General features: G+C 55.4%; 10 protein-coding genes. 4 read left to right on the top strand and 6 right to left on the bottom strand.

Translation table 11 applies throughout. The features are described 5' to 3' along the window. Positions 1-213: 213 nt before the first annotated feature. Positions 214-1,647 (bottom strand): magnesium transporter, encoded by a 1,434-nt coding sequence (gene mgtE, locus JOE09_RS15720; protein WP_205066425.1) that lies wholly within the window; start codon positions 1,645-1,647, stop codon positions 214-216. Positions 1,648-2,250: 603 nt separating this feature from the next. Between mgtE and JOE09_RS15715 the strand changes: the two genes are divergently transcribed. Next, positions 2,251-4,482, top strand: coding sequence for an EAL domain-containing protein (locus JOE09_RS15715; protein WP_205066424.1), 2,232 nt, complete (start codon positions 2,251-2,253; stop codon positions 4,480-4,482). On the opposite strand, the gene tehB is transcribed toward JOE09_RS15715, so the two are convergent. The 3 genes from tehB to ppk1 all read right to left on the bottom strand — a co-directional run bounded on the left by tehB (position 4,483) and on the right by ppk1 (position 8,754). Continuing rightward, entirely contained in the window at positions 4,483-5,085 is a 603-nt protein-coding gene (tehB, locus tag JOE09_RS15710; protein WP_205066423.1) for a tellurite resistance methyltransferase TehB, read from the bottom strand. Positions 5,086-5,157: 72 nt separating this feature from the next. Continuing rightward, positions 5,158-6,684, bottom strand: a complete 1,527-nt coding sequence (gene ppx, locus JOE09_RS15705) for an exopolyphosphatase (RefSeq protein WP_105593246.1) — start codon at positions 6,682-6,684, stop codon at positions 5,158-5,160. Between the two features lie 9 nt (positions 6,685-6,693). Then, a complete protein-coding gene (ppk1, locus tag JOE09_RS15700) occupies positions 6,694-8,754 on the bottom strand; it encodes a polyphosphate kinase 1 (protein ID WP_205066422.1) in 2,061 nt (686 codons plus the stop codon). A 212-nt stretch (positions 8,755-8,966) separates the two neighbouring features. Here ppk1 and JOE09_RS15695 point away from each other — a divergent pair, with 212 nt between their 5' ends. Genes JOE09_RS15695 through pstB form a run of 3 tightly spaced genes read left to right on the top strand, consistent with a single transcriptional unit; the run spans position 8,967 to position 13,618 of the window. Continuing rightward, positions 8,967-11,183, top strand: coding sequence for an ABC transporter permease subunit (locus JOE09_RS15695; protein ID WP_420830655.1), 2,217 nt, complete (start codon positions 8,967-8,969; stop codon positions 11,181-11,183). Further along, on the top strand, positions 11,183-12,829 hold the full coding sequence (gene pstA / locus JOE09_RS15690) for a phosphate ABC transporter permease PstA (protein WP_420830657.1): 1,647 nt from the start codon (positions 11,183-11,185) through the stop codon (positions 12,827-12,829). Before JOE09_RS15695 ends, pstA begins: the two co-directional genes overlap by 1 nt. Positions 12,830-12,841: 12 nt before the next feature. After that, positions 12,842-13,618, top strand: a complete 777-nt coding sequence (gene pstB, locus JOE09_RS15685) for a phosphate ABC transporter ATP-binding protein PstB (RefSeq protein WP_205066419.1) — start codon at positions 12,842-12,844, stop codon at positions 13,616-13,618. A gap of 34 nt (positions 13,619-13,652) precedes the next feature. Here pstB and purN read toward each other — a convergent pair whose 3' ends face one another. After that, positions 13,653-14,291, bottom strand: a complete 639-nt coding sequence (purN, locus tag JOE09_RS15680) for a phosphoribosylglycinamide formyltransferase (protein ID WP_205066418.1) — start codon at positions 14,289-14,291, stop codon at positions 13,653-13,655. Continuing rightward, complete coding sequence (purM, locus tag JOE09_RS15675) at positions 14,288-15,328, bottom strand: phosphoribosylformylglycinamidine cyclo-ligase (protein WP_205066417.1); 1,041 nt, start codon at positions 15,326-15,328, stop codon at positions 14,288-14,290. The genes purN and purM overlap by 4 nt, the downstream gene beginning before the upstream one ends. Positions 15,329-15,543 lie beyond the last annotated feature (215 nt).

Here is a 15,543-nt window from a genome sequence, read left to right as displayed (position 1 = left end):
GGGTAGTGAAACGACGATCCTGCAACTCCGGTTCAGTATTCGTCCGGCGACTGGGAGCGTTAATAATGGTGAAGCTTTGTTATTTTTTGTTAGATTAGCGGTGAAGGAGAATTTGATCTGCGTGATAAGTCACATTACAGACCATTAATTATCATTTTATAACAGTTTTAAGATGAGAAACGGTGATTCCCCGGATGACATCCGGGGGAAGGCTTAGTGAAGAAGGAAGAGAGTGGCGAGTCCGAGGAAGATAAAGAAGCCGCCAGTATCGGTTAGTGCGGTAATCATGACGCTGGAACCCACGGCGGGGTCGCGTTTGAGTTTGGTCATCAGCAGCGGTATCAGTACGCCCATCAGCGCAGCGAGCAACAGGTTCAGCACCATCGCCAGCATCATCACGCCGCCCAGCGCAGCATTACCGTACATGGCCCAGGTTACGCCGCCCATAATTCCCCCCCAGAACACGCCGTTTATCAGCGCGACGCCGAGTTCACGTGCAATCAGGAAAGAGAAGTTACCCGGCTCAACCTGATGCAGAGCCAGAGCGCGAACAATCATGGTAATCGTCTGGTTGCCGGTGTTGCCGCCAATTCCGGCCACGATAGGCATCAGTGTTGCCAGCGCGACCAGTTGAGAGATGGTGTCCTCAAACAGGCCAATTACCCGCGAGGCGATAAATGCAGTACAGAGATTGATCGCCAGCCAGGTCCAGCGAGTGCGAACCGCTTTTCTGACCGGTGCAAAAACATCTTCATCCGGGTTCACGCCGCCCATTTTACGGATATTGCTGTCGTTCTCGTCATTGACCAGATCAATCACATCTTCAACGGTAACGCGGCCGATAAGTTTGCCTTTGGCATCAATAACGGCAGCGGAAATCAGGTCATAGCGTTCGAATGAGCCCGCCGCATCTTCGGCTTTATCGTCGATAAGAAAGGTAGTCGGACTGTCGTTCATCACCTGCAGGACTTTTTTATCCGGCGTATTCAGCAGAATTTCCGTCAGCGGCAGTTCGCCCTGCAGGGTGTTATTTTTGTCGGTAACAAAAATCTTATCGGTGCCTGCAGGAATAATTTTTCTGCGCCGCAAAAAGCGCTGTACGGTGGCAAGGGTGACATCGGAACGTACCGTCACCAGATTAAAGTCCATGATGCGGCCGACCCGGTCACGGTCAAAATGCATCACGTCCAGCACGCGGGAGCGCAGATTTGGCGCCAGCGAGGTCAGCAGGCGGCCGGTAATATCGCGTGAGAGATATCGTGCTAAATAAGCCTGCTCGTCGATATCAAGCGGCTCGATGGCGCGCAGCAGATCGCGGTCGCTCATCTCTTCAATCAAACTTTCCCAGACGCTTTCGGAAACTTCTACCAGCACCTGACCGCGACGGTCATTACCGATGAGGCTCCACAGCGCCAGACGTTCTTCTCCCGGCAGAGCTTCCAGCAGGTCGGCAATATCAGCGGCATGGAGCAGGGGGAGGGTTTGCTTGATTTCGTCAATCTGTTCGCGGTGGGCTTCGGCTTCGGCCGCTGACTCTTGCAGCGGGTGCCCCAACAGCGTATCAACCAGATCTTTATCGTTAAGCAGCAGGTTCAGAAGGCGGCCACGAATTTCAGCCAGTTGTTGAACATGAGAGAGGGCTGACATACTACGTCCTTTAATCTGGCGATGAACAGGCAATGTGAGGTTATAGCTTAGTCGATCAAAGCCACTGAAGAAGCGGCAGACGCAAACGACGGCCCGCTACGAATTCCGCCCGCATGCGCTAGTTATCTTTAACGGCGCTGACGGATGTGGCTGGAGCGGCTTTTTTTTGTTTATGATGTTCAATCGCACCGGGTACCACGTAAATCAGTCGGCCTAACAAAATGATAAAGCTGACGAACAGAATGATACGGGTTATGGTTCCGGTTTTTTGACGTTTTCGAAATGACATAGCGCTATTCACGCACTTTAATCCAGTAAGACCCTGACGGGCGATGATTAATTTAGACACAGCAGGGCTGTCAGGTCAATGGCTGCAGGCGCTGTGTTTCAATCAGTTGGCAAGATTTTTGTATATTGAAAAACGAGCTCAACGGTAGAATCAACTACGGTCGAGCGGAATTATAGTAAGATTGACAGTAATCAACCTGTGGTCATGTTTTCAACATATAATAGCATCAGGACATTATTACTTATTATCATCCTGTCTTATTGTTATCGAAACTTTTAAAACCTGCGCAGCACGTTAAAAAGCACATTACAAAAATGAAGAAATCCGTTTTTCTGAAAAAGTTTTCCGTCCGATTTTGGGGCCTGCCTTTGCTGTTGTCGCTGGTTACGCTGCCGCTGGCATCCGCACTTTCAGTGCGGCTTTGGCTGCCGGAAGGTTATGTTTATCTGATCTATCTTCCGCTGGCGTTGATGATTGCGCTACTGATGGTGTTTAACTGGGCTGCGCTGCCAGGCATCATGATTGCACTCTGCTGGCACTATTTTCATCGCTATACGCCCATTCAGGCGGTCACCATCATTTCAGTTTTTCTGATCACGCTGTCGATGTGCTGGGGAGGATACAGCCTGCAGTCGAATCGCCGCTGGCGGGCGGGTATCGGTGAGCTGCGTACCGTGGCCGTCAGGCTGTTCTGGCTGGCCTTTGCTATGCCAACGCTGTTTATCGTGCTGATGCAAATTGTGACGCCGATGAATATTCTGCCTCTGAGTAACTCGATTTTCTCCAGCGATCCGTTCTCGATACATACCCTGCTTAACTATCAGTCCGCCATGCTGGCCCTGCTGGCGACTGCGCAGCTGTTTTATTTTGCGCTGCGAATAGTCCGTAATCCGCGTTTCTTTTACACGCTGCGGCGGCGCTGCCGTAATCAGTTTGCGTCCGGCGTAACGTTCAGGGAGTGGATGCTGTGGCTGAGTCTGGTGCTGTTTCTGCTGCTGATGCTCACTCAGTTTCACACCACGCAGGAAAACCTGTTAACGACCGACTACGGTATTCCTCTGCTGCTGCCGTTGATGCTCTGGGCCGCGACGCGTTTTGGCTATCTGTTTACTTCGTTGAGCTGGGGCATTCTGCTTATCGTGCTCTATCAGCTGCGTGACCGCTACTTAAGCCCGACAACTGAGGGGTATCATCTGGCGGTTATATCGGCGAATCTGCTGGTTTTCACACTGACAATTTTGCTGATGTCCGCCATCAGTACCCGACAGCGCCGGCTGCTGGATAAAGCGCGGCGCATGGCGATAACCGATCCCGTTATCGGGCTGCCCAATGTGCGCGCGTTAAGCCAGGTATTGACCAGTAATACCGGGGCAGTGCTCTGTTTTCTGCGGATACCCGACCTTGACCGCCTGAGTCGCACCTATGGTTTACAGTTGCGTATTCAATATAAGCGCAGCCTCGCCGCGCATCTTAAACCCTGGCTGTTGCCATCGGAAAACGTCTATCAGCTTCCCGGATTTGACCTTGCGCTGCGCCTGGAGCATTCCGCTAATCTGGCGCGTATCGAAAGCCTGGAAGCGCGACTGAAAGATTATCATCTTAGCTGGGATGGTCTGCCGATCCATCCTGACGTAGGTATCAGCTACTGTAGCGTGATGCCGCCGGTGAACTACCTGTATGAGCTGCTCGGAGAAATGAGTGCAATGGCGGAGATTGCTTTGCACAGCGGCCATGCGGAAAACCTGCAGCAAAAGGATAAAGTACCGGTACAGCGCCAGCTGACGGAAAAGCTGGCGATGCTGCAGGATATTCAGCTGGCGATGCAGAACGGTGGCTTCTATCTGATGACGCAGAAGATCCACGGCATGCGCGGCGATGATTATCATGAAATCCTGCTGCGGATGGTGAATTCGCAAGGGGAACATATCAAACCCGCCCAGTTTATCCCGGTTGTGCAGGAGTTTGGCCTGACGTGGGAGGTCGATCAGCTGGTGTTGGATCAGGTGCTGGCATTTATCGATCGCCATCGTGAGCAGCTACCGGGGATTCGTTTTGCGGTGAACCTGTTTGCCGCAACGCTGTGTCGGCCTCAGCTGGCGGCAGAAATCGCGGCCCGCCTGAAGGCCAGCAATATTGAACCCTGGCAGCTGATCATTGAAGTCGCCGAGTCGCCGATGCTGAGTGATTACAGCTGGGGAAATCGTACGATCTCTCAACTCCGCCAGCTGGGATGTCGGGTGGCAATCGATGATTTTGGTACGGGCTATGCCAGCTACTCACGCCTGAAGCAGGTGCAGGTGGATATGCTGAAAATCGACGGCAGCTTTGTACGCAATATGCTGCAAAGCAGCCTGGATTATCAGATTATTGAGTCAATTTGTGTGGTAGCACGCCTGAAGCGTATGCAGATCGTCGCCGAATATGTTGAGACGCAAGAAGTCGCCATGGCGCTGCGCAAGCTGGGTGTGGATTATTTACAGGGGTTTGTTATCGGCATACCGGAGCCGCTGGCCAATCTGGTCGCGGCTCCTGAAGAAGTGCGGTAATCAGTCTTTTACGCTTGCTTTCTGCGCCAGGATGGTGGCAAAACGCAGCGAAATACGCTGACCGTTTTCGTCGGTTTTATGCAGCTGGCCCACGTTTTCGTTGTACTTGATGATGTGCCATTTACGGTAGTAATTGCTCAGTTCACCCGATTTAAAGGCGAACGGAAAACCGAGGGTGCAGGGATAATCAGGGGTATCCATAGCGGCGACGATCAGATTAAAGCCATCTCTGGCCGTGCTCGCCTGCATATCGGCAATCAGCTGCGGAATGGTTTCCGGCTGTAGAAACATCATCACCACCGTCGACAGTACCATGTCATAGGAACCGTTAAAGCGCAGGGCGTTGAGGTCGTGTTCAGCGGTGTGAATACCGGTCAGATTTTCCGCGGCAATAATCTCATTCAGCCGCGCCAGACTGGCGGGATTCTTATCCCACGCCGTGACGTCAAAGCCATGATTGTTCAGATAAAGGCTGTTGCGGCCGTTACCGCAGCCAACGTCCAGCGCGGTTCCGCCTGCAAGATAGGGCAGCGCGGCGACGATTTCTGAATGGGGGGCGGTGAGCTGGTACTTTTCCGTAAAGAAATTATCGGGTCTTATCATCTTATTGCTTCTTATATCCGTAAAAAAGGGTCCAGGCCAGCCTGAACCCCACATGAGCATTAACCAACTACGTTATTGCTCTTCCTGTATCGTCAGCTGCCAGCCGGTTACGTCGTTCCAGTAACTTTGCTCGCGCTCCAGATCCAGCTGAACCAGGTTGTTCTGGCTGAAATAATCGCGCGGGAACGTCAGCGTCCAGTGACCGTCATCGGTCTGCAATTGCAAGTCGCTCGGACGGGTGGTGGCCTGGCGCTGATTGTTCAGCAGCGTTCCCAGGCGCAGCAGGAATACCAGCGGCAGGAACTGCTTGCGTTTGAACAGCGTCAGTCGTGGCATTTCGTCCACTTTAACCGCTTTGCGGTGGAAGCGTACCAGCGTTGCCAGCAGCGATTGTTGATCCTGGTTAAACCCGGGCATATTGGTATTTTGCAATATGTACGCTGAATGTCGATGCATGCCGCTGTGGTTAATGGTCAGGCCCACTTCATGCAGCATCGCGGCCCACTTCAGCAGCGCGGCCAGCTGCGGATTTTCCAGCTTCGGATTCTGTTCGCGCCACTGCTCAAACAGCTGTTCCGTGGTTTCCAGCACCCGACGGGCCTGATCGCTGTCGATAGCATAGTGATTCGCCAGACTCTGCGCCGTGCGGCTGCGAATATCCTGATGGCGGAAGCGGCCTTCCATCTCATACAGCACGCCTTCACGTAGCGCGCCGTCGGAAAGACGCAGTTCACGGATCGCCAGCGCATCAAATACGCCGCAGAGGATCGCCAGGCCGGGAACAAAGACCCCTTTACGCTCCTCTGACAGCCCAGGCAGGCTCAGGGCATCGAAAGATTTGTGCTTGATGACCTCGTCATACAGCTTTTCCAGCCGCTCAGGGGTAATCAGCTTATCTTTTTCGCCCATTGCCACCAGCACTTCGCAGGCGGCTTTAATGGTACCGGATGCGCCCAGCGCATACTGCCAGCCCATCAGGCGATACTGCCAGGCCAGGGTTTCCAGCTTTTGTGCCGCCGCCAGCCGCGCGCGGCGGAAGGCTTCTTTGCTGATAGTGCCGCCGGGGAAATAGAGGTTGGCAAAGCTGACGCAGCCCATGCGGCGGCTCTCAACCAGTTTCGGCTCAAAGTCTTCGCCGATCACCATCTCGGTCGATCCACCGCCGATGTCGATGACCAGCTTGCGGCCTTTTTCCGGCTGGGTGTGCTCCACGCCCATAAAGATCAGGCGCGCTTCTTCATGGCCCGAAATCACTTCAATCGGGTAGGGGATCACTTCCGCAGCGCGCTGCAGGAAATCCTCGGCATTCACCGCCTGACGGAGAGTATGCGTTCCAACAATGGTTACGTTGCTTGGGCTGAACCCCTGCAAACGTTCTGCAAACAGCGCCAGGCAGCTCAGGCCGCGCTGGATTGCTTCTTCACTCAGTACATTATTACTGTCCAGGCCATCGGCCAAATGGACCCGCTGTTTCAGGCGACCCAGAACCTGCATGGCACCGTCCACTACGCGGGCAATCACCATGTGAAAACTGTTAGAACCGAGGTCGATAGCGGCAAGTTCCTGCGGTTTAGGCGTACTTTTATGGGATATTGGCATAGTTGTGTGTCAGTCAGGTTGCTCAAGAGATTTAATATAATCGTAAATAGCCAGCTGCGCGCGAACCTTGCGGCGGTTACCGCGTGGAACATAGCGATTGCTCAGTTCTTTATCGACATAACGGGCCTTCAACGTATCACTTAACAGAATGGCAATAATATCCAGCACACGCTGTTTCAGAATAGGATCAAGAATGGAGACGGCCACTTCAATACGGTAGTCAATATTTCGCGTCATCCAGTCAGCGGAGGAGAGGAAGACCTTTTTATCGCCGCCGTTATCAAAAATATAGACGCGATCGTGTTCCAGATAGCGGTCAACGATACTGATCACGCGAATATTTTCGCTGATACCTTCCAGATCGGGGATCAGGGAGCACATCCCGCGCACCAGCAGGTTCACCTTCACCCCAACGCTGGACGCCGTATACAGGCGATCGACCAGGCCTTTATCCACCAGGTTGTTAATCTTAAGGGTGATACCCGCCTGAATTCCGTTCTGCGCGTTGGCGATTTCCGCGTCAATCAGCTGATAGAGCATTTTGCGCGAGTTCTGCGGCGACACCATCAGATGTTCAAAACTGACCGGGCGATACGGGTTTTCAATAAAGTTAAAGACCCGGCGCACCTCATTGGTGATGCGTGCATCAGCGGTCAGCAACGAGTAGTCGGTATAAATACGGGCGGTTTTTTCGTTAAAGTTACCGGTGCCGATATGGGCGTAGCGAACGATTTCACCGTTTTCCCGGCGGGAAATCAGGAACAGCTTGGCGTGGATCTTCAGACCCGGCGCGGAGAAGATAACGTGTACGCCGGCTTCGGTCAGGCGCTTGGCCCAATGGATATTGGCCTCTTCATCGAAGCGGGCCTGCAATTCGACCACCACCGTGACTTTCTTACCGTTATAAGCCGCATGGATCATCGCATCCATAATGCGTGAGTGCTTGGCTACGCGGTAGATGTTGATCTTGATGGCTAGCACCGCTGGGTCAAACGAGGCCTGGCGTAGCAGCTCCAGCACGTGCTCAAAGGTGTGGTACGGATAGTAGAGCAGCACATCGCGGTTGCGGATGGCATCAAAGCCGTTACGGAAGCGGTCAAACCAGATATGGCGCAGCTGCGGCAGCGGTTTATTGACCAGGTTTGCTTTGCCGACGTTAGGGAAGCCGATAAAGTCCTTGAAGTTATGATAGCGGCCGCCGGGAACGATCGAATCATAGTTGGAGATGTTCAGCTTTTTACGCAGCAGTTCAACCATCGCATCGGGCATGTCGCGCTGGTAAACAAAGCGCACCGGTTCTGCGGTCAGGCGCTGCTTCAGGCTGGAAGACATCAGCTCCAGCAGGCTGGACTCCATCTCGTTGACCAGGTCATATTCCGCATCGCGGGTCATCTTCATCGAGTAAGCGTTCAGCGCATCGTAATCGAAGAAGCCACGGAAGATATCACCCAGGCAGTAGCGCAGGATGTTATCAAGCAGGATCATTGGCTTACGGCGGCGAGGCGTTTCCGGCGGCAGGTTAACGAAGCGCGGTACTTTATCGGACGGAATTTCCAGCAGCGCATAGCGGAACTCCTCGCCGCGAATGATTTCCACCGCCAGATAGGTGTAGTCATCCTTGAGGAATTCAATCAGGTCGGTATCTTCATTGATCAGGATCGGCGTAATGTGCTGGCGGAGATGGTGTTTGAAGTAGTGGCGCAGCCAGCTCTGCTGATTGGGGGAAAGCTGGCGTTCGTTAATCAGGAAGATCTGATTACGCGCCATCTCCAGCAGCAGGTCGTTGTAGAGACTATCGAATTCCTGGTCGGCCTTCAGAACGCGTGCCTGAATTTTTTTCAGCAAATGGCGTGGCGTGCTGGGAGACCCCTGTTCCTCACCGATTAGAATGCGACGTTTTAAATCGGCAAAGCGGACTTTATAGAATTCTTCCAGGTTATTGGAATAGATACCCAGAAAACGCATGCGCTCAATCAGCGGGTTAGTTTTATCAGCAGCTTCCTGTAGCACACGTTCATTAAAGGACAGCCAGCTTAATTCTTTTTCTATGTAAAGCTTTTCCTGACCCATTTTTACTCCGTTCGGCTGATTCAGGATGAAGATATCCATTGTTCTGCAACATTATGGCGAGAGTATGGCAACAATGTCCAACGGCAGATGTATGACATTTTTGTGACAGAGACGCAGGAAGCGCCCCCGCGTCGGTGGGCATATGTCATTGTATCGCACTGTGTAATTGTCTTATTAGCCGCATACGGGCAACATAGCGACTTTACCGCATAATGGAAACCAGACCAGGCATGATCGATAACCCGATTCCCGTACACGATAACGCCCGCAGCCGACGATTTGCCGATCGTCTGACCCGGCGCGTGGTGACCGCGTGCGGGGTGGCCATCCTGTTAGTGATGCTATTGCTGTTTTTCTGGCTTATTTGGGTGGTTATACCGTTATTTTCCGCGCCAGGCTTTCAGAATGCCGGTGAGATTAAACTGGATTCTCACAGTCAGTCGGTAGCGCTGGGGACGGATAAGGTTCAGCGCTGGGGCTGGCGTATTGATCAAGACGGTCGCGGCCAGTTTATTTCTCTGGAGGCGCAAAACGCGACGCTGCCGCAGCCAAAGTCGGATCAGCACCCTCAGCCACAGTCTGAGCCGACGCTGCAACTTCAGCCCCAGACGCTGCTGGCGGGGCCGGTTCGCGCCGCCTCCAGTGCGGATAACCTGACGACGCTGCTGCTGGATAACGGCGGTAATATGCTGCTTGTACGCCCCGACTTCAGCCTGCCGCAGAAACCACAGTGGACCTTCCCGCTGGGTGACATTCCTGTTGCCTCCGGTGATGCCGGGGCAGGGCAAATCAGCGTGGCCCAGAGTGCAGAGAATCGCTGGGTTGTTGCGCTGGCCGGGACCGATCGTATTACCCTGTGGCAACTCCAGCCGCAGCAGCCCGCACAAAACACAAATTTAACCGTCAGCAATGTGAATCAGCTGCTGCTCTCACCCGACGGTGGACTGCTGTTTACCCTTTCCGGCTCGCAGCTGCGCGTCTGGACGCTGGGTGAGGGGGCTCCCACGCTGCGTGATGCGGTGACGCTGCCGAGACCGGCAAAATCGCTGGCTTTGCTCAGCGGCGGGAGTTCTCTGCTGGTGGCGGACGATCGGGGGATTTCGCAGTGGTTTGACATCGCCAGTGCCGATGGTCCACACCTGCGGCAGATTCGTGACTTCGACGGTGCCCTCTGGCAGCCGCTGCTGTTCGGCGAAGCTCATCGACGTGTCTTTGCCACCCTCAGCCCCCAGGGTGAGCTGAAGCTGTACGCCAGTAAACAGCAGGGCGCTATCCTGACCCGGCAGCTGTCGGCAGGTATTCAGCGCGCGCAGTTTTCACCGGAAGGTGACGGACTGCTGGTGGAGCGAGAAGGCAACTGGCAGCACTATCGTATGCAGAACCCGTGGCCGGATATCAGCTGGCGCAACCTGTGGCAAAAGGTCTGGTATGAAAACTATCCTGAACCGGACTATGTCTGGCAGTCGACGTCGGCAAATGACTATTACCAGGGAAAATATAGCCTGGTGCCGATGGTGGTGGGAACGCTGAAAGCGGCGGCGCTGGCGATGTTGTTTGCCACCCCGCTGGCGCTGGCGGCGGCGATGTACACGGCGTGGTTTATGTCACCCCGGCTGCGTCGTTGGGTGAAGCCGGCAATCGAAATGATGGGGGCGCTGCCCAGCGTGGTGATTGGACTGATTGCCGGGCTGTGGCTGGCCCCGAGACTTGGCGACAAGCTTTCAGGAGTGATGCTGCTGCCGCTGATGCTGGCTGCTGTGCTGCTGCTGTGCAGCTGGGGGCGGCAGAAACTGCCGCCGCGCTGGCGCAGACGATGGCTGACCGAAGGGCGCGAGGTGGTGATTTTGCTGCCGCTGTTACTGCTGACCGGCCTTTTTTGCCTGTGGATTGTACCCATGGTGGAGCAGGCTATCTGGGGACAGGTGTGGGCCGAACGCCTCAGTTCGGGCTATCAGCAACGTAATCTGCTGGTGGCCGGAGTGGCGATGGGCTTTGCGCTGGTGCCGCTGATCTTTACGCTGGCGGAAGATGCAATCTTTAGCGTTCCTGCCTCGCAGGGCCAGGGATCGCTGGCGCTGGGCGCGACACAGTGGCAAACCCTGACCCGGGTGGTACTACCCGGGGCATCATCGGGTATTTTTGCCGCGCTGATGATCGGCTTTGGCCGGGCGCTGGGTGAAACGATGATTGTACTCATGGCTACCGGCAATACGCCGGTGACCGACGGCGGCCTGCTACAGGGGCTGCGATCGCTGGCGGCAAATGTGGCCGTTGAAATGCCCGAAGCGGCGGCGGGCAGTGCGCATTACCGGATACTGTTCCTTTCTGCGCTGGTGCTGCTGGTGTTTACGCTGGTCGTGAATACGATTGCAGAAATAGTCAGACAAAGGCTGCGGCAGCGTTACAGTCAGCAGGAGGTGCAGGGATGATGAACGCTGCACGCAATAACCATCGCTGGCGCTGGCTGACCGGCGGTGCCGTCGCCGTCAGCCTGCTGGTCTTTATGCTGCTGATAGCCCTGCTGGGCTGGCAGGGACTGCGCTATTTCTGGCCGCAGCCGGTGGAGCTGTTTACCGTCAATACGCCGTCAGGAGAGCAGCAGCTGCTGGGTGAAGTCGCCGGGCAGCAGCAGGTCTCGCGGCAGCAGCTTGAAGCCAGCGGCCAGCCGCTGCCACCGAATCTTCCGGAGAGTGTCACCCGCTATCTGATTAAAACCGGCAATCGCGACTTCGCCGCACCGGATTTCCGTACCGTTCTGTCAGCGGAGATCGTCAACCGTACCACTCCTGGCCCGGTAATTGTGTTACAGCGCCTCAGCGGCGGAAATGCCTACGGCTGGTTTGATGGGCTGCAGGAGGGTGGACAGACGCTGATGGCACGCGATCTCAACCAGACGCTGCAACAGCGCCTGGTTCAGGCTCGCCAGCATATTGCCGAAGCGGAAAAACTCCGTCGGGTATCGATGGCACGAGTGAATACCCAGCTGGAAGCGTTGGAAAAGCAGCGCAGTAAGCAGATCGCCCGCAGGAATTTTGATGCCCAGGCACAGTCGGTGTATGAGGCTGATCGAGCAGAGCTACAGCGGCAGTTTGCGCGCTTCGCATCGCGCCTTTCTGCCCTGCATGTTGAAAGTAACAACACGGTATTGCTGCTGCGCGATGCTGCCGGTGCTACCCAGCGTATTCCGCTGGGGCAGATTATTTCCGCCTGGCAGCCGAATACAATGAGTACCTGGCAGAAATGGCAGCACTTCGGCGATCAGCTCTGGCATTTTGTGAGCGACAGCAGCGGTGACGGGCAGCGAGACGGCGGGGTATTTCCGGCGATCTTTGGCACCATACTGATGGTGCTGCTGATGTCCGTAGTGGTCATGCCGCTGGGGGTGATCGCGGCAATCTGGCTGCATGAGTATGCCGGTCGCAATATGCTCACCCGCCTGGTACGTATCGCGGTGGTTAATCTGGCGGGCGTGCCGTCAATCGTTTACGGCGTGTTTGGTCTGGGCTTCTTTGTCTGGCTGATGGGGGGCAGCATCGATCGGTTATTCTTCGCCGGTACGCTGCCAAACCCGACCTTTGGTACGCCCGGACTGCTGTGGGCCTCACTGACTCTGGCACTGCTGACGCTGCCGGTGGTGATCGTCGCCACCGAGGAAGGGCTGTCGCGTATTCCGCCCGCGCTGCGGCAGGGGTCACTGGCGCTGGGGGCCACACAGGCCGAAACGCTGTGGCATGTCACGCTGCCGTTGGCGGTTCCGGCGATGCTGACCGGGCTGATCCTCGCCGTGGCGCGTGCCGCTGGCGAAACCGCGCCGTTAATGCTGGTCGGAGTGGTCAAAATGGTGCCTGAACTGCCGATTGATTCGCTGTTCCCCTATCTGCACCTTGACCGTAAGTTTATGCACCTTGGTTTTCAAATTTACGATCTGGCATTCCAGAGCCCCAACGCCGAGGCCGATCGCCCACTGGTGTTCGCCACGGCGCTGTTACTGGTATTGCTGATCCTGGGATTAAATCTGGTGGCGATGATCCTTCGCCATCGTCTGCGCGAGCGCTACCGTGCGCTGATGCACTAATACGGGATGGTTATGGCTGTCATATTTGAAGATGCGGAAACCGCGCTTGAGCTGGATAATCTGAGTTTGTGGTACGGGGCGAAACCGGCACTGAATAACATCAGTATGCGGATACCGAAAAATCGCATTACCGCGCTGATCGGTCCTTCAGGCTGCGGTAAATCGACCCTGCTGCGCTGCTTTAACCGCATGAACGATCTGATCGACAACTGCCGGGTGGAAGGTGATATTCGTCTGCATCAGCAGTCGATCCTCGGCCACGATCGCGATCTGTCACTGCTGCGCCGCCGTGTTGGGATGGTGTTCCAGCGCCCGAACCCTTTCCCCAAGACCATCTATGACAATGTGGTTTACGGCCTGCGCCTGCAGGGCATTCGCGATCGACGGGTGCTGGATGAAACGGTAGAGCGTGCGCTACGCGCTGCGGCGCTGTGGAGCGAGGTGAAGGATAATCTGTGGCAAAATGCGCTGACGCTTTCCAGCGGTCAGCAGCAGCGGCTGGTGATTGCCCGCGCGATTGCCATTGAACCGGAGATCCTGCTGCTGGATGAGCCAACGTCCGCGCTGGACCCGATTTCAACGCTGGTAATTGAAGAGCTGATGAGCACCCTGAAGCAGCACTTTACGCTGGTGCTGGTGACGCACAATATGCAGCAGGCCGCCCGCGTTTCTGACTATACCGCGTTTATGCATCAGGGGAGCGTAGTGGAATTTGGACTGACCGACGATCTGTTCACTGCGCCACGGCAGCGTAAGACCGAGGACTACATTACCGGTCGGTTTGGGTAAAAATAAGGGCGGAATATTTTCCGCCCTGTATCAATCATTCGAAAGCATGCCCTTCGGCAGGCAGCGGCTGGCCATCAAGCCAGGCGCGATCCTCGCGCATTGCCAGCCGGCCTTCAATGAACCAGCTAACCACCAGCGGATAAATCGCGTGTTCCTGATGCTGAACGCGCGCGGTCACATCCGCTTCGGTGTCTTCACTGAATACCGGAACCTTCGCCTGTAAAATCACCGGACCGCCGTCCAGCTCTTCCGTCACAAAATGCACAGAGGTGCCGTGCTCGTCATCGCCGTTCTCGATCGCCTGGCGGTGAGTGTGCAGCCCCGGGTATTTCGGCAGCAGGGAAGGGTGGATATTCAGCATGCGTCCGGCATAGCGCTGCACGAACGCCGGGCTGAGAATGCGCATATAGCCGGCCAGTACCACCAGGTCAGGGGCATAAGCATCGATTTCCAGCATCAGCTGGCGGTCGAACGCTTCGCGGTCAGCAAACTGTGAGGCGGCCAGCGCATGAGCAGGAACGCCCGCTTCACGCGCGCGCTCAAGGCCATAGGCATCGGCCTTGTTGCTGAATACGGCAGCCACGCTGCCGTTAATCCGCCCCTGCTGACAGGCGTCCAGAATTGCCTGTAAGTTGCTTCCATTCCCGGAAACCAGCACGACTATACGTTTCATGGATTGATGACCACACGCTCTTCAGAATCAGACGCTTTAATGGTACCAATTTTCCAGGCTTTTTCGCCCGCATCGTTCATCAGCTGAACGGCTTTATCCGCTTCCGCCGCGCTCAGTGCGATCACCATGCCCACGCCACAGTTAAAGGTGCGGTACATTTCATGACGGCTGACGTTACCGGCCTGCTGCATCCAGCCGAATACCGCTGGCCATTCCCAGCTTGACTCTTCCAGTACGGCCTGGGTGTTGTCCGGCAGAACGCGTGGGATATTTTCCCAGAAGCCGCCGCCGGTCAGGTGGGCAATAGCGTGCACGTCAACCTGTTCGATCAGGCTGAGGATATTTTTCACGTAGATGCGGGTTGGCGCCAGCAGGTGGTCGGAAAGGGATTTGCCTTCCAGCTGGGTGGTTTCCGGGTCGGTTTTGCTGACTTCCAGAATTTTACGCACCAGCGAGTAGCCGTTGGAGTGCGGGCCGCTGGAACCCAGCGCGATCAGCACGTCACCGTCGGTCACTTTGCTGCCGTCGATAATTTCGGATTTTTCGACCACGCCGACGCAGAAGCCTGCCACGTCGTAATCTTCACCGTGATACATACCTGGCATTTCAGCAGTTTCACCGCCGACCAGCGCACAGCCAGACTGTGAACAGCCTTCTGCGATGCCGGTGATCACGCTGGCTGCGGTATCCACATCCAGTTTACCGGTTGCGTAGTAGTCGAGGAAAAACAGCGGCTCTGCGCCCTGTACCACCAGATCGTTAACGCACATGGCGACCAGATCGATACCGATCGTATCGTGGCGCTTCAGGTCCATCGCCAGACGCAGCTTGGTGCCAACGCCGTCAGTGCCGGAAACCAGAACAGGTTCACGGTATTTTTGCGGCAGCGCACAAAGGGCACCGAAACCGCCCAGTCCACCCATCACTTCAGGGCGGCGGGTTTTTTTCACTACGCCTTTGATACGGTCGACTAAAGCATTACCAGCATCGATATCTACGCCGGCGTCTTTATAGCTGAGAGAGGTTTTGTCGGTCACTGCGAAATCCCCACGCGTTTGCGGTTGGTGGTGTGGTGGTAAAAATAAAGCGCCGTAATTCTACCAGTGCAGGCAAACGTTTGCGAGTGCCATCTTATCCCGCATTGCGGATAGCTGAATTTTAGCTATTCCTGACACTGATTGCCGGGATTAACTAAACTATTGCACTAAGTCATATGGCGCTGCCGATAAATGGCGCTATAATCTCGCGATTT

It is taken from the genome of Pantoea coffeiphila (genome assembly GCF_016909495.1).
Classification (GTDB): domain Bacteria; phylum Pseudomonadota; class Gammaproteobacteria; order Enterobacterales; family Enterobacteriaceae; genus Erwinia; species Erwinia coffeiphila.
The sequence above is the reverse complement of the archived record's forward strand: the minus strand, read 5'-3'. Positions and strand labels throughout refer to the sequence as shown.

Excerpts from the sequence above, each read along its gene's own strand:
- pstB (WP_205066419.1), top strand. The coding sequence starts at position 12,842 with ATGGCTGTCATATTTGAAGATGCGGAAACCGCGCTTGAGCTGGATAAT.
- purN (WP_205066418.1), bottom strand. The coding sequence starts at position 14,291 with ATGAAACGTATAGTCGTGCTGGTTTCCGGGAATGGAAGCAACTTACAG.
- ppk1 (WP_205066422.1), bottom strand. The coding sequence starts at position 8,754 with ATGGGTCAGGAAAAGCTTTACATAGAAAAAGAATTAAGCTGGCTGTCC.
- JOE09_RS15715 (WP_205066424.1), top strand. The coding sequence starts at position 2,251 with ATGAAGAAATCCGTTTTTCTGAAAAAGTTTTCCGTCCGATTTTGGGGC.
- pstA (WP_420830657.1), top strand. The coding sequence starts at position 11,183 with ATGAACGCTGCACGCAATAACCATCGCTGGCGCTGGCTGACCGGCGGT.
- tehB (WP_205066423.1), bottom strand. The coding sequence starts at position 5,085 with ATGATAAGACCCGATAATTTCTTTACGGAAAAGTACCAGCTCACCGCC.
- ppx (WP_105593246.1), bottom strand. The coding sequence starts at position 6,684 with ATGCCAATATCCCATAAAAGTACGCCTAAACCGCAGGAACTTGCCGCT.
- mgtE (WP_205066425.1), bottom strand. The coding sequence starts at position 1,647 with ATGTCAGCCCTCTCTCATGTTCAACAACTGGCTGAAATTCGTGGCCGC.
- JOE09_RS15695 (WP_420830655.1), top strand. The coding sequence starts at position 8,967 with ATGGAAACCAGACCAGGCATGATCGATAACCCGATTCCCGTACACGAT.